Genomic DNA, 18,846 nt, shown 5'->3' on the forward strand with positions numbered 1-18,846 from the left:
TTATTTTAAAGGCTCTGTCAGAAGGCCAACTTGCGTTAAACCTGCTTCTTGTAAACTTGCCATCAATGATACGACTTCGCCATAAGGACGAGATTTATCACCATTCACTAAAACTGTAAGCTGTTTGTTTTCTTGTTCAGCTTGCTTTTGTGCTTCACTTAAAACAGATTCAAGTTTTTCACGAGAAAGTGGTTCGTTATCTTTGTAGTCTTGATATTGAAGATAAATATTGCCGTCTTTACCAATGGTTACCATGGCTGGCATATCTTTGGATTCAATTGGACGATTATTTGCCTGCGGTAAATCAACTTTAATACCGCTAGTAATCATGGGAGCAGTCACCATGAAAATGACTAAAAGCACAAGCATTACATCGATATAAGGCACGACGTTCATGTCACTTTTTAATGGTTTTTTTATGCGCTCAAAGCGCCCTGAACGTTGAATAGCCATTATGCATCTTCCTGTGATGAACCCACAGATTGACGTTGCAATAAAGCAATCATTTCTTCGGCAAATAGTGCGCGGTCAGAGTAGACGCTTTCACCTTTAGCCGTAAAGTGGTTAAAAGCTAATACCGCAGGAATTGCAGCAAATAAACCAATAGCAGTTGCAATAAGCGCTTCAGCAATACCCGGCGCAACTGTTGCTAAAGTCACTTGATCAACGGCAGCCAAACCGATAAAGGCATTCATGATTCCCCAAACTGTACCGAATAAACCGATATATGGAGCAACAGAACCGATACTTGCTAGAGTGCCTAGGCCATATTCAAGAGTACCCTGATCACGACTTAAACCTACACGTAAAATACGCTCGGTGCCTTCGATCGTTTGAGAGGTAGACGCGTTACGCTTTTTAAGTTTGAAAAACTCACTCAGTCCTTGATAAAAGATATCCTCAAGGCCTGAGCGTTTTGAATTGAGTTGTGCGTTGTTATAGAGCGTATTAAGTTCAGCACCAGACCAGAACATTTTTTGGAAATGTTCATCACCTTGACGTGCTTTTTTATAACCCATATGTAACTTGGCAATTAAGTACCAACTAAAGATTGATGCTAACAATAAAATTAGCATGACCAATTGGACGACTGGACTTGCTTGTAAGATAAGGTCAGAAATATGCAGGGTTGATTCAATGTTTGTTGCCATAGTTACATATGCCGGTTGCTTTTTTTAGTCTTGTTCCAATTCTTTACGAATAAGATCACGTATTTCTTCAGGAAGGCGACGTGGCATCATTTCTTTACTTAAACATGCCAATTCAACCTCGCCAGAAGCAAGCAAGATTTCACCACGATAAATATTTTGTTGCAACACAAATGACGCAGCTTTACATGAAACTACACGTGCTGTAACAGTAATTAAGTCATCCATTAAAATAGGACGCATGTATTTCACATCAATTTTATGAACAACAAAGTTGTAATCTTTTTGACGCCAGTAATGGTCAACACCAGCAGCGCGGAGCCATTCTGTACGGGTACGTTCCATATAGCGAATGTGGTTGGCATGGTAAACAATACCACCTGCGTCCGTATCTTCGATATAAACACGAATGTTGAATTCAAAATGATTCGCCATGAGAGTATTCCGTTTTAGTTCACTATAGAGCTTTATATTTAAAATATGACTGCTGAATAAAACATCAGTTCTATCTCAAGTCATACATCTGCTTTTAAATACGGGGCAGTTTAGCAGATTGCATACTAAGTCCTATGGCACAACCTTTCAATTGCGATGGCTGTCTTTGTTGTCTAAAACGGTACCCTCTATGCAAGCATATTGTTAAGTTAAGACTGTTTCCACGCAGCCTGAACTTGTTTAGCTATATTGGGATAATCTAATACAAATCTTATATGCAGCTCAGTTCCTGTTTTTAAGGCCTTATCATCTACAATAAAATAGGGACTATGATTTGGTGCAGCTTGAGTTAAATCATGATTTTCTGGTGTTGCACCCAAGAAAATAAAAAATGAGGGCATTAATTTGCCATAATAGGCAAAATCTTCACTTGCGCTTGCATTATGATCCAAAACATGAAGTTTTGAGTCTCCAACAACCTTGAGTAATGTGGGTTGAATAAGTTGAGTCAGTGCTTTGTCATTCATTGTTACGGGAGCATAGGGCGCAATTTCAACTTTGGCAGTCACATCATTGGCTTGAGCATTATGCTCTATCATGGCTGGTAAACTTTTTAAGATATTCGCCCGTATCTGTTCGTTATTAGAACGAATAGTCCCCACCATATTAACTTGTTCAGGAATTATATTTCCTGCTGTGCCACCCTGAATATTACCAATGCTCACTACACCCATACCTTTGGTGAGATCAGTCCTTCGGCTAATAAGGCTTTGTAAATTATTAATCATTTGTGCCGATGCATAAATTGGATCTCTACCTAACCAAGGGGTAGAGCCATGTACTTGCTTGCCGTTGACTTGGATACGTAAATGATCTGCACTATTTAAAATAGCACCGTCTTTATAATAAAGATGTCCACTTTGCATACCAGATATGACATGTATGCCAAAAATGGCTTCAGGTTTATAGTCTCTAAATGCTCCATCTGCGATCATTTTTCTTGATCCGATTTGATCACCTTGCGTGAAATTGTCTATATCTGCTCCACCTTCTTCAGCGGGTTGAAAAACAAAGACAACGGTACCTGATATTTTATCTTTATTGGCAGCCAGAATTTTTGCAGCCCCTAATAACATTGCAGTGTGCGCATCATGTCCACAAGCATGCATTACATAGGTTTCTTTACCTTGGTAAATTGCTTTTTGTTTACTTGCAAATGGCACACCACTTTTTTCTTCCATAGGTAGTGCATCCATATCGGCTCTAAGCGCAATAATAGGGCCGGGTTTATTTCCTTTTAAAATACCTACAACCCCTGTTTTGGCATAACCCGTTTTGACTTGAATGCCATAAGACTTTAATTCTTTTTGAACAAGTGCAGATGTTTTAAATTCCATATTGCCAAGTTCAGGATTTTGATGAATATGTTGTCTTAACTGAATGACCTGATTTTCATTTTGTTGTGCAGCATCTTTGATCCAATCTGCTAGGCTCAGTTGACTCATTAAGGCGAATGGCAGAAGTAAAGCGGCTTTTTTGTACATGTCCTTATCCTAAAAATATTATTGTTCATAAGATTTAATATCTAGATTTCTTATAATTCAGTTTTTAAAAATATTAAAAAATCAATAAGGTATAAATAAAGACTTAAAAGGTATAGAGTAATTAACTTATTGATAAGACAGTTATTATTTGAGTTAAAAAGAATAGTTAAATTAAAAAAGGAAGAGAAAATTCTCTTCCTTTGATTAGTTTTTAGGCTCAGGGGGCGTCATTCCAAACTGTAAATAAGATTGGTTGGTTGCTATACGACCTCGTGCGGTACGCATGACATAACCTTGTTGAATTAAATAAGGTTCAATGACATCTTCAAGTGTGCCGCTGTCTTCAGCCATGGCAGCTGCAAGCGCTTCAACTCCAGCAGGACCGCCATCAAAACGCTCGAGTAACATGCTCAAATAACGACGGTCTAGGGTATCTAGACCAGCTTTATCAACATTGAGCATATCAAGCGCACGTTGTGCCATTTCATGAGTCACTTCACCCGTACCTTTTACTTGTGCATAGTCTCGAACACGTCGTAATAAACGGTTGGCAATACGCGGAGTACCGCGTGAGCGACGAGCTACTTCTTCTGCACCTTCAACTGTAATTGGTACATCCATGAGATTTGCAGAACGTGACACGATATGAGTTAGGTCTTCTACAGAGTAAAACTCAAGACGCTGCACAATACCAAAACGGTCGCGTAGAGGTGAGGTGAGTAAGCCGGCACGTGTGGTGGCAGCAACGAGCGTAAAAGGTGGTAAATCTAGTTTAATTGAACGAGCAGCAGGGCCTTCACCAATCATGATATCGAGTTGGTAATCTTCCATTGCCGGATACAGAATTTCTTCAATCACTGGAGAAAGACGGTGAATTTCATCAATAAATAGAACATCGCCTTCTTCAAGGTTGGTGAGCATTGCAGCCAAATCACCCGCACGCTCTAAAACAGGTCCTGAAGTGGATTTGAGATTGCCACCCATTTCACGCGCAATAATATTGGCAAGCGTGGTTTTTCCTAAGCCAGGTGGACCGAAAATCAGTGTGTGATCGAGTGCTTCACCACGACCACGAGCCGCACCGATGAAAATTTCCATTTGCTCGCGTACAACTGGCTGTCCAATATAATCGGCAAGTGAAGTCGGTCGAATAGCCCGATCAAAATGATCTTCAGGTTTTTCTGTTCCACTGATTAGACGGTCTTGCATAAATGTATTTACTTCATCATTGATTTAAGAGCAGCACGAATAATATCGGCTGATTCAGTGTAATCGGCTTTAACCGCAGCTACAGCTTTTTGTGCTTCAAGTGGTTTATAACCTAAAGACTGTAATGCTGCTTCTGCTTCAGCAACAGGAGAGTTTGCAGCAAATTGAATTTGAGGCATGGTAGCCAAAGTTGAAGTGCCTTGAGCCAAGGTTTTGAAACGGTCACGTAGTTCAATCATTAAACGTTCAGCCGTTTTTTTACCTACACCCGGAACTTTAACCAAAGTGTTTACATCGTCATGTTCAATTGTGTGTACTAGCAATTCAACACTTAAAGTAGAGAGAATACCTAATGCCATTTTCGGGCCAACACCATTTACTTTTAATAAGGTGCGGAAAATTGTTTTCTCTTGAGCATCACTAAAACCATAAAGCTGCTGAGCATCTTCGCGGACGACCAAATGCGTCCATAGCGTAACTTTCTGGCCTTTTTGTAATTGGCAAAATGTTGAAAGTGGCGTATCAATTTCATAGCCCACACCATTTACATTCAGTAAGACAGTTGGGGCTTCTAGGGCAAACACTTCGCCAATTAAACATCCGATCATTGAATCTTTCACTTATTTGTTAATGGTTGAATAGTAGATGCCATTTGTTCTAAACGCAAAATGGCTTTTAAAATTTCCTTTCGATTTCGTGTGGATTTTATCCATGCAGGTAGACGCGAAAAGTAACTGCTATTACCAGTCTGTTTCGTTCGTTCTCTTAGATTAGCTTCAACAAACATTTTTAATTCTTTTAAATGTGTAGGGTTATAAACGTATATATCTCCATGCCTACTTGAAGTTTTCAAATAAAGTTCAAGTCCATAATTTGTATAACCAAATTTTTGGTCTAAAACAAAATCTACATTATATTTTTCAAATTTTGAAAAATTTTGGCATAAATGACATTTAGCTTGAATATACGGAGGATATGCTCCGGAATTATTCAGCTTTTGATTTGCTTTGAGCCATGACCCCCCACAACTGTGACAACGCTGATAAGTTGTGGCGTAAAAATGGCCATTGTGACGACTCGATATTGAACTATCTTCAGCTTTAATTTGATAACAACAATTTAGACAACTAAAAGAAAAAGTTCCGTGATAAGGCGCATTTACTAGTGACAAAGGACTGTCATATTTCAAGATACTCAGATGAGAACATTTAGGACATTTGACCCACTGATCTGAATACATAAAAGATGATGGATAAAGCCCTCTATCTACATGTCGACTTATCATTAAAACAAACCTATTTTATTACCTTGTAGCTCTTGCGCCAAGCTATAAGCCTGATGATCTGAAAACTTACTAATAATATCGAGTACCTGCATGATATTGTTGTAGTGGTTGTTGCTAAAGCGAGCACCGTATAAATGAAGAATAGACATTAAACGTTGCTCTTTAAAGCTTAAAGATTTATGCGGCATAGTTAATGGTACAAATGCATCAAGAATAGTTTGCAAACTTTGATGAGCAATAATTTCTAAACCAGACTTTTGTGGATGTTCAAATATTTTTTCACGTGCCAGATTTTTGGCTGTTTCAATTCCTTTAGCAATATCAGGTGAGCAGTATTGTAAAAGGCTACCTTGAAGCTGACCCGTAATAATTTCATACTGATGCTTGGCAAAAGCTGTTGTGACTTCATCAACCAAACGTTTCATAACACGGCCACGTAATGCCGAGATTTTTTGTTGCCATGTGCTGCTTGGAAGTGATAGCTCTTCAGGTTGACCATAATCTGCAATTAAGTTGAGAAAAATCGGCTCAACCTCTTGGTAACTCAGCATATTTAGAATAATGCCATCTTCTAAGTCGATGAGGGCATAGCAAATATCATCAGCAGCTTCTAACAAATAGGTAAGTGGATGGCGGCAGTAGTGATATTCACCTAATTGAATGAGACCAAGCTGTTCAGCAATTTGCTTTAAAATTTCTTTTTCAGATTGATAACAACCAAACTTCGCCCGTTGGTGAGAGGGACGATCGCCTTGGGAAGCAATTGTTTTTGAAAGCCAAGGATATTTTAAATAAGCGCCTAAGGTCGCGTAAGTTAAACGCATACCTCCATCATCTGGGTGGTAGTCAATACGGGTTAATAAACGTAAACCTTGAGCATTGCCTTCAAACTGACGAACATCGGCTTCTTCTTCGGGCGTCAATTTTTTTAGAAAATCATTATGTGAGGCATCGTCAAACCATTCACGAATCGCATACTCGCCGGCATGACCGAAGGGTGGGTTGCCAATATCATGAGCAAGGCAGGCTGCTTGAATGATTGCACCGACATCGGCAGGAGAAATCCAAACGGGCAATTCATCTTTTATTTTTTCGGCTGCCAGCATGCCCATGGAACGGCCAATACAGGAAACCTCAAGGGAGTGAGTTAAACGGGTATGGATACCGTCATGCTGTGCTAGAGGGTGAACTTGAGTTTTACGGTTTAACTGACGAAAACTTTGCGAGAATATAATGCGGTCATAATCTTTATGAAATGGGCTACGAGCCAACTCTGTACTGCTTTTTTTACTGCCTAAACGAACTGCAGAAAGCAGTTCTAACCAACGCATTTGTTCCATTTATCATTATTCAAAACTATAAAGCCTGATCATGCCAAAAAAAACTTAAAAGCACTAGCGTGGTGCGACATAGTTTGTCTTAGTTCAGGTTTTATTATGTTATTGAATAAACATGAAACAATTTATTTTGAGTGAGAATGATTAAAAAAATGATTTTGAACAAAAAACACGTCACTTCTTGCAGAATTAGGTTACAGAATACTGATTCTACATCTAGCTGATTTTAGCAAGACACAGTAGAATATGCGCTCTCTCTAAAGTCACATTGCGGTAAGGTTCACAAGACCTGCCCGTGGAGCCAAAATCAACATGTTTATCGTGGCCGGTGCAGCAGCACATTCTTCTTTTAAGAAAGCTCAACTATTAACACGTTTATCGTCAATTAGTTCTGTTCAATCTTTTGACAGCCAATGGGTCTATTTGTTTGATCAAGCGCTCAACGAGCAGCAACATCAATCTGCTTTGCAATTATTAAATGACGGTGAGTCTTTTGAACTTCGTCAACCTGCAAGTGATGAGATTCAGATTTTAGTGACACCACGTGTGGGTACTATTTCACCTTGGTCTTCTAAAGCAACTGATATCTTCAAGAACTGTAATACACCAGTTCACCGTTTAGAACGTGGTCTTTTATTTACGTTAAAAGGTGTTTCTGAAATTTCTAATGAAGTAAAACAAGTACTTCATGACCGTATGACTGAAACTGTTTTTGCACAAATTGAAGATGCAAAAGCACTATTTTCAGAAACAGCACCAAAACCTTTAAATTCAATTGATATTTTAGGTCAAGGTAAAGAAGCATTAGTAAAAGCCAACAACGAATTTGGTTTTGCTTTATCTGAACAAGAAATTGATTATTTAACAGAAGCATTTACTCGACTTGGTCGTAACCCAAATGACATCGAGTTAATGATGTTTGCACAAGCAAACTCTGAACATTGTCGTCATAAAATCTTTGGTTCTGAATGGACAATTGATGGTGAAAAACAACCATTATCATTGTTCCAAATGATTAAAAACACCTATAAAGAATCTCCAACTGACGTGTTATCAGCATATAAAGATAACGCTTCTGTAATTGTTGGTTATGACACGATGCGTTTTTATCCGAAAGCAGATGAAAACGGTCATTTTGTTTACAAATATAAGAGCCAAGCTGCTCATATTTTAATGAAGGTTGAAACGCACAACCACCCAACAGCAATTTCTCCATTTGCTGGTGCAGCAACAGGTTCAGGCGGTGAAATCCGTGATGAAGGTGCAACTGGTCGTGGTGGTAAACCGAAAGCAGGTTTAACAGGCTTTACAGTTTCTAACTTAAATATTCCTGGTTTTGAACAACCTTGGGAAGAAAACTACGGTAAACCTTCACGTATGGCATCGCCATTACAAATTATGATTGAAGGTCCATTAGGTGGCGCGGCATTTAACAATGAATTTGGCCGTCCTGCATTAAATGGTTATTTCCGTACTTTCGAACAAAATGTAAATGGTGAAGTGAAGGGCTTTCATAAGCCAATCATGATCGCTGGTGGTTACGGTAACATTCGTCCTGACCATGTAGAAAAAGATGCGATTCAACCGGGTGACCTGCTCATTGTATTGGGTGGTCCTGCGATGTTAATCGGTCTTGGTGGTGGTGCAGCCTCTTCTGTAGATAGCGGCACAATGGGTGAAAGCCTTGATTTCGCATCTGTACAACGTGAAAACCCAGAAATGGAACGCCGTTGTCAAGAAGTGATTGATACATGCTGGCGTTTAGAAGACTTCAACCCAATCGTATCTATTCATGACGTAGGTGCAGGTGGTTTATCAAATGCAATGCCTGAGCTTGTAAACGACCACGAGTTAGGTGCAGTTCTTAACCTTCGTAAGATTCCTTCATTAGAGCCGGGCATGAGCCCAATGGAAATCTGGTCAAATGAAGCACAAGAGCGTTATGTTCTTGCAATTCGTCCAGAGTCTTTAGAACAGTTCGAATCAATCTGTGCTCGTGAACGTTGTCCGTTTGCCGTGTTAGGTGAAGCAACTGAAGCTCGTCACTTAACTGTTGAAGATCCATTGTTCCAAAACAACGCAGTTGATATCCCAATGCAAGTGATGCTTGGTGGTACACCGCGTATGCAACGTTCTTATGAAACAATTGAACGTAAAGGTAACGAATTTGACGCTTCAAAAGTTGATTTGAAAGATGCCATTTTCCGTGTATTGAAAAATCCTACAGTTGCGTCTAAGTCATTCTTAATTACTATTGGTGACCGTTCAATTACAGGTATGGTTGCACGTGACCAAATGGTTGGTCGTTGGCAGATTCCTGTTGCAGATGCAGCAGTAACGACTACAAGCCTACAAGGCTTCACTGGTGAAGCAATGGCAATGGGTGAACGTCCACCAGTTGCATTGTTAAATCCAGCAGCGTCTGCTCGCTTGGCTGTTGCTGAAGCAATTACCAATATTGCATGTGCAAATATTGAACAAATTAGCGATATCAAACTTTCAGCAAACTGGATGGCTGCTGCTGGTCAAAAAGGTGAAGACCAAGCATTGTTTGAAGGTGTGAAAGCGATTGGTATGGAAATGTGTCCAGCTTTAGGAATTGCGATTCCTGTAGGTAAAGACTCACTTTCAATGCGTACCACTTGGAATGAAAACGGCGAAGATAAAGCTGTAACATCTCCAATGACTGGTGTAATTACTGCATTTGCTCCAGTAGCTGATGTTCGTAAGACTTTAACGCCTGAACTTAAGAATTTAGAAGATTCAGTACTTGTACGTATTGATTTATCTAAAGGTCAGTTCCGTTTAGGTGGTTCGATTCTTGCGCAAGTATATAAAGCAATTGGTTCAGTCACTCCAGATGTTGATAGTTTTGATGATTTCAAAGCGTTCTTTGCTTTAATTCAAGACTGGAATAACCGTGGCTTGATTCAAGCTTACCACGACATCGGTGATGGTGGTTTACTTGCAACTGTAGCTGAAATGATGTTTGCTTCACGTTTAGGTGTAGCATTAGAGAACCAAACTAATGCGGGCTTATTTGCAGAAGAAATTGGTGCAGTAGTTCAAATCAAAGCAGCTGATTGGGAAGCTTTACAAGCAGAAGTTGCTGCTTCTAGCTTAAAAGATGCAATTGCTGTAGTTGGTCGTGTAAATAACACCGATCAATTATCTGTAAATGGCTTAACTTTAGAGCGTGCAGAGTTACAACAAGCTTGGTCTGAAGTATCTCATCAGATCCAACGTTTACGTGATAACGTAGAAACTGCTGACCAAGAATTTGCTTTAATTGCAGATAAATCACATCAAGGCTTAATTGCTAAACCAACATTTGACTTGAATGAACCTATTGAAGCACCGTTCATTAACACACGTCGTCCGAATATGGCAATCTTGCGTGAGCAAGGCGTAAATGGTCATATTGAGATGGCGGCAGCCTTTGACAAGGTTGGTTTCAATACCGTTGACGTGCACATGAGTGATTTACTTGCTGGTCGTGTAAGCCTAAGTGATTTCGAAGGCTTGGTAACTTGTGGTGGTTTCTCTTACGGTGACGTAATGGGTGCTGGCGGTGGCTGGGCAAAATCAGTTCTGTTTAATGCAAAATTACGTGATCAGTTTGAACAATTCTTCCACCGTGAAGGTACGTTTAGCTTAGGTATCTGTAATGGTTGCCAAATGTTGTCACAATTAGCACCGCTTATTCCGGGTGCTGAACACTGGCCACGTTTCCACCGCAATATGTCAGAAGTTTTTGAAGCTCGTAGCGTAAACGTTCGTGTTGAAAAATCTGTTTCTGTATTACTAGATGGTATGGAAGGTTCGATTTTACCGATTGCTGTAGCACATGGTGAAGGCCGTGCAGTTGCGAGTGAAGCTAACATAGCAAGCTTGAATGCTGCGAACCAAGTTGCATTGCGTTATGTTGATAGTCACGGTAACCCGACTCAACATTATCCATTGAACCCGAACGGTTCGCCGGAAGCGATTACTGGTGTAACATCTAAAGACGGTCGTGCAACGATTATGATGCCGCACCCAGAGCGTACCTTCCGTGCAATTCAACACTCTTGGAGTCCAGAAGAGTGGACTGAAGACGGTGCATGGTTACGTATGTTCCGTAATGCACGTAAGTTTATTGGTTAATATAAAAATTGAGATAAGCCACCGTCAGGTGGCTTATTTGTATGTAGTACAATGTGAATAAAATAAATAGTAGAGAAGAAAAATGACGTCAAAAATTCATTTCCGTGAGTTTGCACTTCTGATGGCATTACTCATGTCTATTGTTTCTTTTTCGATAGATGCAGTTTTACCTGCCTTAGGTGAGATTGGACGAGTTTTTGAATTAAAAAATAATAATCAGACACAGTGGGTCATCATTGGTATTTTTTCCGGTATGACAATAGGTCAGCTTATAGCGGGACCGCTATCCGATGCAATCGGCCGTAAGCGCATTTTATTTACCGGTATCATCATTTACTTTTTGGGAAGTTTATTGTGCTTTACCACACAAAGTTTTGAATGGTTTTTAGTAGGACGCTTCATTCAAGGTATTGGGGTTTCTGGGCCTTATGTTGCTTCTATTTCAATTGTTAGAGATAAATACAGCGGTGCTCAAATGGCCCGTATCATGTCTTTAATCATGATGGTCTTTATGGTTGCACCTGCGATTGCACCAAGTCTGGGGCAGCTTATTATTCATTTCTTTGGTTGGCGTGATATTTTTGTTTTATACATGGCGTATGCACTAGTCGTTGGGGCATGGGTCGCTCTACGATTAGAAGAGACACTACTTCTTGAAAACCGTTTACCTATGCGTTTACAAGCATTTCAAGAGGGCTTTAAAGAAGTAGTGAGTAATAAAACCACCATGAGCTATTTGTTATGTGCGGGCTTTTGTTTTGGTGGATTTATTGGTTACTTAGGAACTTCTCAGCAAATTTTTATGCAGCAGTTTGGTAAAACTGGGCAAGAATTTAGTGCTTATTTTGCTGTGCTTGCTGGTGTAATGGGCATTGCTTCATTTACCAATTCTAAAATTGTCATGAAATTTGGTATGCGTCCAATCTGTATTTATGGATTTCTCGGTCTTTGCTTAATTTCAGTCATTTTCTTAGGGATTCAACTTATAGGTGTGACTGTAGCATTTTGGATGTTCATGCTTTATGCCTGCATTCTGTTCTTATTATTTGGAACTTTATTCGGTAATTTAAATGCGATTGCAATGGAACCTATGGGACATGTAGCTGGTATGGCATCAGCTATTATTGGTGCAGCTTCGTCTGTATTGTCACTTATTCTTGCCTCTATTATTGGGCAATTATATAACGGCACATTAATTCCAATGACTTGCGGTTTTGTCATTTTATGTGGTTTAGCATTTATGATGACAGTATATGAGAACAGATATTTAAAGAAATCGAATGCTTAAAATGATTCAGAATAATGATAGCTCACTGAATTAGAAAAATTTTCTTTAAACTTAAAGTAAAGGGAAGAAAATACGTTTTTTAAGGACTTTAAGAAAATCTATAAGAGTATAGACATAAGTGTATTTAACCCCTTATGCTTGGATTGCTGTTGGTTCAATTTTTGCTTTCTCTGTAACAACGATAAAAATCGGAGATCAAAATGATGAAAAACAAAAATCATATAAGAACGATGTACACAAGAGATAAAGGTTGGCGCTTATTTGGCTTGGCGCTTGCCATACAAATACTTTTTATTGGAGCAAATTATCTAGCAATGATGAGCTGACTTTGATTCGTGGTCTTCTTAAAGGGTATGATTTAAAGCAAATTTACTAGTTTTGAGTCATTCTATTCATGTTAAAGCTGATTTATTACGTACCTGAGTCACATCTTGAGTCGACTAAAGAGTCTATATTTGCGGCTGGAGCAGGTGGGATAGGGAACTATGAACAATGTGCTTGGCAAGTTAAAGGAATAGGGCAATTCAAGCCAGTTAAAGGAGCTGATCCTTATATTGGAGAGCTAGGTGAACTTGAGCAAGTTGACGAATGGCGTGTTGAAACGATTGTGCTTGAAGAAAAGGCAAATGCAGTAGCAAAAGCATTAAAGGCAAGCCATCCTTACGAAGAGCCTGCCTTTGAGTTTATTCAAATCATAGAAGTTGATTTTTAATTAAACTGTGAAAAGTCCGGTTTACGTTTTTGCATAAATGCCTGCACAGCTTCTAGCATTTCTGGAGATTGAACGCGTTGCATAAAGATTTCTGCTTCATGGTCAATACATTCAATAATCTGATCTAAATCATGTTTCATTAAGGCTTTGGTTTGTTTTAATGAAGCAAGTGGTAAAGCTGTTAAGTGTTGAGCAGTTGCCTGAGCAGTTGCATAAGTATCTTCGACGATTTCATTCACTAAGCCAGCTTGTAGAGCAGTTTCTGCATTGAACTTTTTCGCAGTAAACAGTAGTTCAGCTGCTTTGTGATAACCGGCTTGTTTAACTAATAATTGACTTGCACCACCTTCAGGAGAAAGCCCAAGGCTAACAAAAGGAATTTGGAAGAGGGCCGTATTGTCGGCAAAGACTAAGTCTGCCTGTAATAAAATCGTAACGCCAATACCAATTGCCACGCCTTTTACTGCAATAATAAGCGGCTTTGATAGTCTGGCAGCAGATTTAAGGAGTACAAATGGAGGAACTTGACCTGCTGGGCCAGCATTTGGATTTTGTACAAAACCCATAAAGTCTTTCATGTCATTACCAGCGGTAAAGTCATGTTCGGCACCACGTAGAACGACTACTCGTACATCTTTATTTTGGTCAGCTTCATCAAGTGCTTTGGCAATCCATAAATAAAGTTCGCCATATAATGCATTTTTTGCTTCTGGGCGATTTATGGCTAAGGTGAGTACGCCACCTTCTAAATTTGCTTGTAAATGTTGATGAGGTTGTTGAATACAGCTAAGTGTCATCGTACTATCCTTGCTTTAAACCACGTTGTTGATTTTTAAGTTCTCATTATGGCGCATATTTTTTGTAATAAGCGTAACTGGTGAGTTCATAAAAAGTGAAAAACTCATTATGTATACATTTGATTATCTCGTTTTTATAGGTCGTTTTCAGCCATTTCACTTGGCACATATGCAAACGATCGAAATCGCGTTACAACAAAGCCGTTATGTGATTTTGGCATTAGGTTCCGCCCAAATGGAACGTAATATTAAAAATCCGTTTCTCGCGATTGAACGAGAGCAAATGATTTTATCTAATTTTTCATTAGATGACCAAAAGCGTATTCGTTTTGTGCATGTTGTCGATGTTTATAATGATGAGAAGTGGGTAAAACAAGTCAAATCACTGGTAAATGGCGTGATAGAGCCGAACTCAAAAGTTGGTTTAATTGGCCACTTTAAAGATGAGTCATCTTATTATTTAAGATTATTTCCAGAATGGGTAATGGTGGAGCTGGATAGTTTAAAAGACTCTATTTCAGCAACACCAATGCGTGAGGCGTATTATCGTGGTGAAATCCAAACGGAATTTTTTCCTGTTGGAACTATTCAATTTTTAGATGAATTTAAAAAAACACGTACTTACCAACAACTTCAACAACGTTTTGAGCAAGATGACCGCTCTAACTTAGATGAAATTGAGTAATTAAATATAGATTAAGCATCTGCCCAAAATATAATTCGGTTGGAAAAAGGATCGGTAATACTGAGTTCTAGCGTTTCCCAATCTGTTTTTTCAACCTGAGGTTTAGAAAATTTATAATCTTTTTGACTGAGTTCACTATGTAACTCATAAATATATTCCCAATAAATACGGATTGCGCTGTGCGGACTTGCATCTCCAAAATGTTCAGATAAATGAATGATGCAATCATCTTTGGAAATCTGTATATACAGTGGAAAGTTGTCTTTAAACTGGTGTTGCCAATCGAGCTGAAAGCCTAAAAACTCAAGGTAAAATGATCGAGCTAAATCAACATCAAAAATTCTTAAAATTGGTGTAATAGAACCTGATTGCATCATTTTTCCTTTTAACGTGTACCAAATTGTTGAGTCCAATAGCTCTTTTGTTTACCTGTTTGGTCAGAAGCACAAGCAATTGCGTAAGTTGTGAATTTTGGATTCATTAAATTGCTACAGTGTAGGGGACTCGATAGCCATTTAGACATTACCTTATTTAAAGTTTTCTGCCCACTCGCGACATTCTCACCGTTGGCGTTACTAAGCGTATTGTAAAGTTTTAATCGTGACTTTAGATCGAGGCCAGTCGAGCCAACATGCCCAAGAAAGTTATGTGTCGCCATATCTTCACTATGAGAAAGTGCACCTTTATATAAATTATTATTCCAACTCAGCGGCGTGGTTGCGGAAAAATACTGCGGACCACATTGGCGTGATTGCTGGCGAATTTGATTGATTGTACTAAGAATAGCTTTTTGATAGGCAGGGTTTTTTAAATCTTGGCAGTTTATTTCTATAGATGATTTTTGAACTTGTGGTGTAGAAGAGCTCAGTGTAGGAGGCGTACTTGATGAGTTAACGGAGCAAGCAGCAATAACAAGGCTACAAGGCAATAAAGTACAAACTTTTAGTAGATTCATAATAATGCTTGAGTTCGAATTATTTTAATATTTTTATCATACGCCAAATTAAAATATATGAGCAATTTTTGTACATGTAAAAAAGCGAGTCTTAAACCCGCTTTTTTGTTGCTCAAGCTTATTAAGCCGTTTGTAATGCTTTTAAGTCTTCTAAAACTTGTTCTGCATGTCCAGCAGCTTTTACTTTGCGATAGCTTTTAACTAAAGTTTTGTTATGGAAAATAAAAGTAGAGCGCTCAATACCCATTACTTTTTTTCCATACATATTCTTTTCTTTAATGACATCAAAGTGATTACAAAGCACTTCTTCTTTATCACTAATGAGATCAATGGTCAGTGCCTGTTTTTCTGTAAAGTTTTGGTGGGCTTTTACTGAGTCACGTGATACTCCAAAAATACGAGCACCCAAAGCATCAAACTGGTCTTTTAAACAAGAAAAACCGACAGCTTGTGTGGTACAGCCAGGAGTTGAGTCTTTAGGGTAGAAGTAAATAATCAGCCATTCATTATCGACTTCAGCCAAATTCACTTCGCCGTGTGTAGTTGGGAAAACCTGATTTGGCAGTTGAATATTTTCAGACATTTCTTATCCTTTAAAAGTTAAATTCGATCTAATTCAAGTGGTAGAAAAGCATATTCTTCATGATAAACAATATCGAGTTTTCTTACAGGAATAGCTTTGTTAAAAATTGGGCCGTCAATGACAGTGGTATGAAATTCGCCGCCCTCACCACATGGATCAATTCCGCGGTTTTCAAGTTCCTGTATATACTCTAGCGATAACATTTGACCTAAATCTTCCACCTTCATCCCGAGTTTAAGGTTTACGGTCACAATGATGCTCTGAAATCCAAGTTTAATAAACTCTTCAACAACTTCACGGTGAGGGCGTAGCCAAAGTGGCATGCCTAGTTTAAGTCCAACCATTTGAGTGACTCGATCATGCCAACAACCATGTTTAGGCATATCTAAGTCACCTGTAACCAGTACTTCTGCACCTTTTTGTTTAGCTTCATTCAATAAGTTAATGAATTTACTTTCATAGTCATTCCAGCTAGATGAAGCCATAAACACGGGTAAGCCAATTGCTTTCGCTTGTGCTCGAATAATATCAAGTAGCATAGCATGGGAACGGGAGCGTTGGCCATGTTCTTCCAGCATAACGATTAAACCAATTACATTACCAGTTCGCATTGCATCATACAGTGCAAGAGAACTGTCTTTACCTCCACTAAAGGAGACAATTGACTGTCTGTTATGTGCGTTGGTTTTCCATTGTTCTTGCATGGTTTATTTCGAATGATGAGGTCAGTGTCATTTTAACAGAGCTATAAAAAAAGCCTGCATAAATGCAGGCTTAATTTGAAGCAATAAAAGCTTATTTTTTAGGAGCTTGTTGTTGAGCTGCTTTCATCGCTTCTTCAGTTAATTTTTCAAGCTTAGTTGTTAACTGAGGACCGAAACATGCTTTAAGATCACGGTTTTGTTGTTGTACAAAAGCTAAAGAGCTTGGGCTTTTCTTCGCATTGATTGCGCTTTGGATTTCCCATTTTTGTGCTTCAGTCACTTTACCTTGTGCTTCCACTTGGCAGCTACAGAATTTGCTAACTTCAGCTGAGCTTAATTTACCGCCTTTTGCAGTTTGGTCTTTACAAACGTTGATTAATGCACCTTTAACGTTAGTGCTTTTATATGCTGCTTGAACTGGGTTATCAGCTGCATGAACTGAACCAGCCATAAGTGCAGCTGCTGAGAATAAAGATGAAAGAATAAGATTTGATTTTAACAACTTCATAAATTTTACCTACTTATTGCGGTATATAGCGTGTTGGATCGGTAACACCAGCATCGATAAAGCCTTCTTTACGCAAACGGCAACTGTCACACTTGCCACACGCACGTCCTTGAGCATCTGCTTGATAGCAAGATACCGTTTGACTATAGTCTACGCCATGTTCAATCCCTAAACGTATAATATTCGCTTTGGATAAATGTAACAGGGGTGTTTCAAATTTAAGTGGTTTTCCTTCAACGCCAGCTTTAGTTGCTAAACGAGCCATATTGGCAAAAGCATCAATAAATTCTGGGCGACAATCAGGATATCCTGAATAATCAACAGCATTGATACCAATAACAATCGCTTCAGCATTGAAAACTTCTGCTGCTGCTAAGGCATAAGAGAGGAAAATTGTGTTACGTGCTGGTACATAAGTTACAGGAATGCCTTCTTGTAATTGTTCTGGTACAGCAATGTTATGGTCTGTAAGTGCAGATCCACCTAAATTGGCTAAATCGATATTAATAACACGATGTTCAACGCCTGCGCGCTGCGCTAATGCTTTTGCTGCATCAAGTTCAGTGGTTGAGCGTTGACCATACATAAAACTAATAGCGATACATTCATAGCGCGCTTGTGCCCAAGCTAGGCAAGTGGTTGAGTCTAAGCCGCCTGAAAGTAAAACAATGGCACGAGGGCGCATATTTTTCTCCATATTCGGAATGATTTGTTTTATTGAATGATTAACGACCTGATTCATCGTTCCAGAGCAGTTTATGTAACTGTAGCTGGAAACGAACAGGCAGTTTATCGTCCAGTATCCACTGTGCCAGATCACGTGCTAAACGTGGTAGGCCAACAGCACCTTTTTCAACTGCAAAGGCAGGGGAGAACCAAACGGTACTGACTTTGTTCTGCAGTTGATATTGTTCAACTTGTTGTTTTGACCACTCATAGTCTTCACGATTACAAATCACAAATTTGATTTGGTCATGTGAAGTTAGGTAGTCAAGATTACTGATGAGATTACGATGTTCTTCACCAGAAGTTGGAGTTTTTAAATCAAGAACTTTAGAAACACGTGGGTCTACTTTTGACACATCGAGCGCGCCACTGGTTTCCAAAGAAACATCAAAACCGGCATCGCATAAACGTTGTAATAAAATTAAGCAATTTGGCTGGGCTAGAGGTTCGCCACCAGTCACACAAATATAAGGCGTTTGATATTTTTCAGCCGTTTCAATAATGTGCTCTAGTGATAAACGTTGACCTCCTTCAAAAGAATAGGTGGTATCACAATAACTACAACGTAAAGGGCAACCTGTGAGACGAATAAATACAGTCGGTAGACCAGAGGCATTTGCTTCACCCTGCAACGAGTAAAAAATCTCGGTAATGCGTAAACCAGACGCAGGGTCAGAGACAGGAATTGCAGAGGAACGTAAGGAAGCCATTCTAGAAATACCACACTATATAAAAAATAAAATCTCTACGATCAGTGTTGACCGTAGAGATGCTTGATCAAACT

21 protein-coding genes are annotated in these 18,846 nt (G+C 39.1%); 5 read left to right on the top strand and 16 right to left on the bottom strand.

Features of this window, described 5'->3' with window-relative positions; translation table 11 throughout:
* The 8 genes from tolR to J678_RS07120 all read right to left on the bottom strand — a co-directional run bounded on the left by tolR (position 1) and on the right by J678_RS07120 (position 6,961).
* On the bottom strand, positions 1–453 hold the full coding sequence (tolR, locus tag J678_RS07085; RefSeq protein ID WP_002052868.1) for a protein TolR: 453 nt from the start codon (positions 451–453) through the stop codon (positions 1–3).
* A complete protein-coding gene (gene tolQ, locus J678_RS07090; RefSeq protein WP_002052880.1) occupies positions 453–1,151 on the bottom strand; it encodes a protein TolQ in 699 nt (232 codons plus the stop codon). Before tolQ ends, tolR begins: the two co-directional genes overlap by 1 nt.
* Positions 1,152–1,175: 24 nt before the next feature.
* On the bottom strand, positions 1,176–1,583 hold the full coding sequence (ybgC, locus tag J678_RS07095) for a tol-pal system-associated acyl-CoA thioesterase (RefSeq protein WP_002052673.1): 408 nt from the start codon (positions 1,581–1,583) through the stop codon (positions 1,176–1,178).
* A 209-nt stretch (positions 1,584–1,792) separates the two neighbouring features.
* Positions 1,793–3,127, bottom strand: a complete 1,335-nt coding sequence (locus tag J678_RS07100; protein WP_017394367.1) for a M20 family metallopeptidase — start codon at positions 3,125–3,127, stop codon at positions 1,793–1,795.
* 204 nt (positions 3,128–3,331) lie between these two features.
* Positions 3,332–4,336, bottom strand: a complete 1,005-nt coding sequence (gene ruvB / locus J678_RS07105; RefSeq protein WP_002052424.1) for a Holliday junction branch migration DNA helicase RuvB — start codon at positions 4,334–4,336, stop codon at positions 3,332–3,334.
* An 8-nt stretch (positions 4,337–4,344) separates the two neighbouring features.
* Positions 4,345–4,944: a Holliday junction branch migration protein RuvA gene (gene ruvA / locus J678_RS07110; RefSeq protein ID WP_017394366.1), complete on the bottom strand. Its 600-nt coding sequence runs from the start codon at positions 4,942–4,944 to the stop codon at positions 4,345–4,347.
* Positions 4,945–4,952: 8 nt separating this feature from the next.
* Positions 4,953–5,621: a hypothetical protein gene (locus J678_RS07115; protein ID WP_017394365.1), complete on the bottom strand. Its 669-nt coding sequence runs from the start codon at positions 5,619–5,621 to the stop codon at positions 4,953–4,955.
* A complete protein-coding gene (locus J678_RS07120) occupies positions 5,621–6,961 on the bottom strand; it encodes a deoxyguanosinetriphosphate triphosphohydrolase (RefSeq protein ID WP_004885767.1) in 1,341 nt (446 codons plus the stop codon). The genes J678_RS07115 and J678_RS07120 overlap by 1 nt, the downstream gene beginning before the upstream one ends.
* Positions 6,962–7,270: 309 nt before the next feature.
* On the opposite strand from J678_RS07120, the gene purL reads away from it, so the two are divergent.
* From purL to J678_RS07140, 4 genes are all read left to right on the top strand, one after another.
* Positions 7,271–11,104 (top strand): phosphoribosylformylglycinamidine synthase, encoded by a 3,834-nt coding sequence (purL, locus tag J678_RS07125; RefSeq protein ID WP_017394364.1) that lies wholly within the window; start codon positions 7,271–7,273, stop codon positions 11,102–11,104.
* Between the two features lie 82 nt (positions 11,105–11,186).
* Positions 11,187–12,392 (top strand): multidrug effflux MFS transporter, encoded by a 1,206-nt coding sequence (locus J678_RS07130; RefSeq protein WP_017394363.1) that lies wholly within the window; start codon positions 11,187–11,189, stop codon positions 12,390–12,392.
* Between the two features lie 200 nt (positions 12,393–12,592).
* A complete protein-coding gene (locus tag J678_RS23930; protein WP_000977276.1) occupies positions 12,593–12,718 on the top strand; it encodes a KGW motif small protein in 126 nt (41 codons plus the stop codon).
* Between the two features lie 68 nt (positions 12,719–12,786).
* On the top strand, positions 12,787–13,104 hold the full coding sequence (locus J678_RS07140) for an NIF3 1 (protein ID WP_004707506.1): 318 nt from the start codon (positions 12,787–12,789) through the stop codon (positions 13,102–13,104).
* Here the strand turns inward: J678_RS07140 and J678_RS07145 are convergent.
* Positions 13,101–13,901, bottom strand: coding sequence for an enoyl-CoA hydratase (locus J678_RS07145; protein ID WP_017394362.1), 801 nt, complete (start codon positions 13,899–13,901; stop codon positions 13,101–13,103). The genes J678_RS07140 and J678_RS07145 overlap by 4 nt on opposite strands.
* 109 nt (positions 13,902–14,010) lie before the next feature.
* Between J678_RS07145 and J678_RS07150 the strand changes: the two genes are divergently transcribed.
* The gene (locus J678_RS07150) at positions 14,011–14,586 is read left to right on the top strand and encodes a nicotinate-nicotinamide nucleotide adenylyltransferase (protein ID WP_017394361.1); all 576 of its coding nucleotides are present in this window, start codon (positions 14,011–14,013) and stop codon (positions 14,584–14,586) included.
* A gap of 11 nt (positions 14,587–14,597) precedes the next feature.
* Here J678_RS07150 and J678_RS07155 read toward each other — a convergent pair whose 3' ends face one another.
* The 7 genes from J678_RS07155 to queE all read right to left on the bottom strand — a co-directional run bounded on the left by J678_RS07155 (position 14,598) and on the right by queE (position 18,772).
* A complete protein-coding gene (locus tag J678_RS07155; protein ID WP_017394360.1) occupies positions 14,598–14,960 on the bottom strand; it encodes a glyoxalase superfamily protein in 363 nt (120 codons plus the stop codon).
* A gap of 11 nt (positions 14,961–14,971) precedes the next feature.
* Positions 14,972–15,541 (bottom strand): CAP domain-containing protein, encoded by a 570-nt coding sequence (locus tag J678_RS07160; RefSeq protein ID WP_017394359.1) that lies wholly within the window; start codon positions 15,539–15,541, stop codon positions 14,972–14,974.
* Between the two features lie 121 nt (positions 15,542–15,662).
* Positions 15,663–16,124 (bottom strand): peroxiredoxin, encoded by a 462-nt coding sequence (locus J678_RS07165; protein ID WP_004885795.1) that lies wholly within the window; start codon positions 16,122–16,124, stop codon positions 15,663–15,665.
* A 17-nt stretch (positions 16,125–16,141) separates the two neighbouring features.
* Entirely contained in the window at positions 16,142–16,828 is a 687-nt protein-coding gene (locus J678_RS07170) for a diphthine--ammonia ligase (RefSeq protein ID WP_017394358.1), read from the bottom strand.
* Between the two features lie 91 nt (positions 16,829–16,919).
* The gene (locus J678_RS07175) at positions 16,920–17,336 is read right to left on the bottom strand and encodes a hypothetical protein (RefSeq protein ID WP_002052853.1); all 417 of its coding nucleotides are present in this window, start codon (positions 17,334–17,336) and stop codon (positions 16,920–16,922) included.
* 13 nt (positions 17,337–17,349) lie between these two features.
* Positions 17,350–18,021 carry a 7-cyano-7-deazaguanine synthase QueC gene (gene queC / locus J678_RS07180; RefSeq protein ID WP_001247780.1) on the bottom strand — a complete coding sequence of 224 codons (672 nt, stop codon included), beginning with the start codon at positions 18,019–18,021 and terminating at the stop codon, positions 17,350–17,352.
* A 40-nt stretch (positions 18,022–18,061) separates the two neighbouring features.
* A complete protein-coding gene (queE, locus tag J678_RS07185) occupies positions 18,062–18,772 on the bottom strand; it encodes a 7-carboxy-7-deazaguanine synthase QueE (RefSeq protein WP_017394357.1) in 711 nt (236 codons plus the stop codon).
* Positions 18,773–18,846 lie beyond the last annotated feature (74 nt).

This window comes from Acinetobacter sp. 1424608, from assembly GCF_000588255.1.
In the GTDB taxonomy this organism is placed as follows: Bacteria; Pseudomonadota; Gammaproteobacteria; order Pseudomonadales; family Moraxellaceae; genus Acinetobacter; species Acinetobacter nosocomialis.

What these genes read in the sequence shown, in the direction of transcription:
- J678_RS07130 (WP_017394363.1), top strand. Translation starts at nt 11,187, where the DNA reads ATGACGTCAAAAATTCATTTCCGTGAGTTTGCACTTCTGATGGCATTA.
- J678_RS07150 (WP_017394361.1), top strand. Translation starts at nt 14,011, where the DNA reads ATGTATACATTTGATTATCTCGTTTTTATAGGTCGTTTTCAGCCATTT.
- J678_RS07175 (WP_002052853.1), bottom strand. Translation starts at nt 17,336, where the DNA reads ATGAAGTTGTTAAAATCAAATCTTATTCTTTCATCTTTATTCTCAGCA.
- J678_RS07160 (WP_017394359.1), bottom strand. Translation starts at nt 15,541, where the DNA reads ATGAATCTACTAAAAGTTTGTACTTTATTGCCTTGTAGCCTTGTTATT.
- J678_RS07115 (WP_017394365.1), bottom strand. Translation starts at nt 5,621, where the DNA reads ATGATAAGTCGACATGTAGATAGAGGGCTTTATCCATCATCTTTTATG.
- tolR (WP_002052868.1), bottom strand. Translation starts at nt 453, where the DNA reads ATGGCTATTCAACGTTCAGGGCGCTTTGAGCGCATAAAAAAACCATTA.
- J678_RS07165 (WP_004885795.1), bottom strand. Translation starts at nt 16,124, where the DNA reads ATGTCTGAAAATATTCAACTGCCAAATCAGGTTTTCCCAACTACACAC.
- queC (WP_001247780.1), bottom strand. Translation starts at nt 18,021, where the DNA reads ATGCGCCCTCGTGCCATTGTTTTACTTTCAGGCGGCTTAGACTCAACC.
- queE (WP_017394357.1), bottom strand. Translation starts at nt 18,772, where the DNA reads ATGGCTTCCTTACGTTCCTCTGCAATTCCTGTCTCTGACCCTGCGTCT.
- ybgC (WP_002052673.1), bottom strand. Translation starts at nt 1,583, where the DNA reads ATGGCGAATCATTTTGAATTCAACATTCGTGTTTATATCGAAGATACG.
- J678_RS07155 (WP_017394360.1), bottom strand. Translation starts at nt 14,960, where the DNA reads ATGCAATCAGGTTCTATTACACCAATTTTAAGAATTTTTGATGTTGAT.
- J678_RS23930 (WP_000977276.1), top strand. Translation starts at nt 12,593, where the DNA reads ATGATGAAAAACAAAAATCATATAAGAACGATGTACACAAGAGATAAA.
- J678_RS07145 (WP_017394362.1), bottom strand. Translation starts at nt 13,901, where the DNA reads ATGACACTTAGCTGTATTCAACAACCTCATCAACATTTACAAGCAAAT.
- purL (WP_017394364.1), top strand. Translation starts at nt 7,271, where the DNA reads ATGTTTATCGTGGCCGGTGCAGCAGCACATTCTTCTTTTAAGAAAGCT.
- J678_RS07170 (WP_017394358.1), bottom strand. Translation starts at nt 16,828, where the DNA reads ATGCAAGAACAATGGAAAACCAACGCACATAACAGACAGTCAATTGTC.
- ruvA (WP_017394366.1), bottom strand. Translation starts at nt 4,944, where the DNA reads ATGATCGGATGTTTAATTGGCGAAGTGTTTGCCCTAGAAGCCCCAACT.
- J678_RS07140 (WP_004707506.1), top strand. Translation starts at nt 12,787, where the DNA reads ATGTTAAAGCTGATTTATTACGTACCTGAGTCACATCTTGAGTCGACT.
- tolQ (WP_002052880.1), bottom strand. Translation starts at nt 1,151, where the DNA reads ATGGCAACAAACATTGAATCAACCCTGCATATTTCTGACCTTATCTTA.
- J678_RS07100 (WP_017394367.1), bottom strand. Translation starts at nt 3,127, where the DNA reads ATGTACAAAAAAGCCGCTTTACTTCTGCCATTCGCCTTAATGAGTCAA.
- J678_RS07120 (WP_004885767.1), bottom strand. Translation starts at nt 6,961, where the DNA reads ATGGAACAAATGCGTTGGTTAGAACTGCTTTCTGCAGTTCGTTTAGGC.
- ruvB (WP_002052424.1), bottom strand. Translation starts at nt 4,336, where the DNA reads ATGCAAGACCGTCTAATCAGTGGAACAGAAAAACCTGAAGATCATTTT.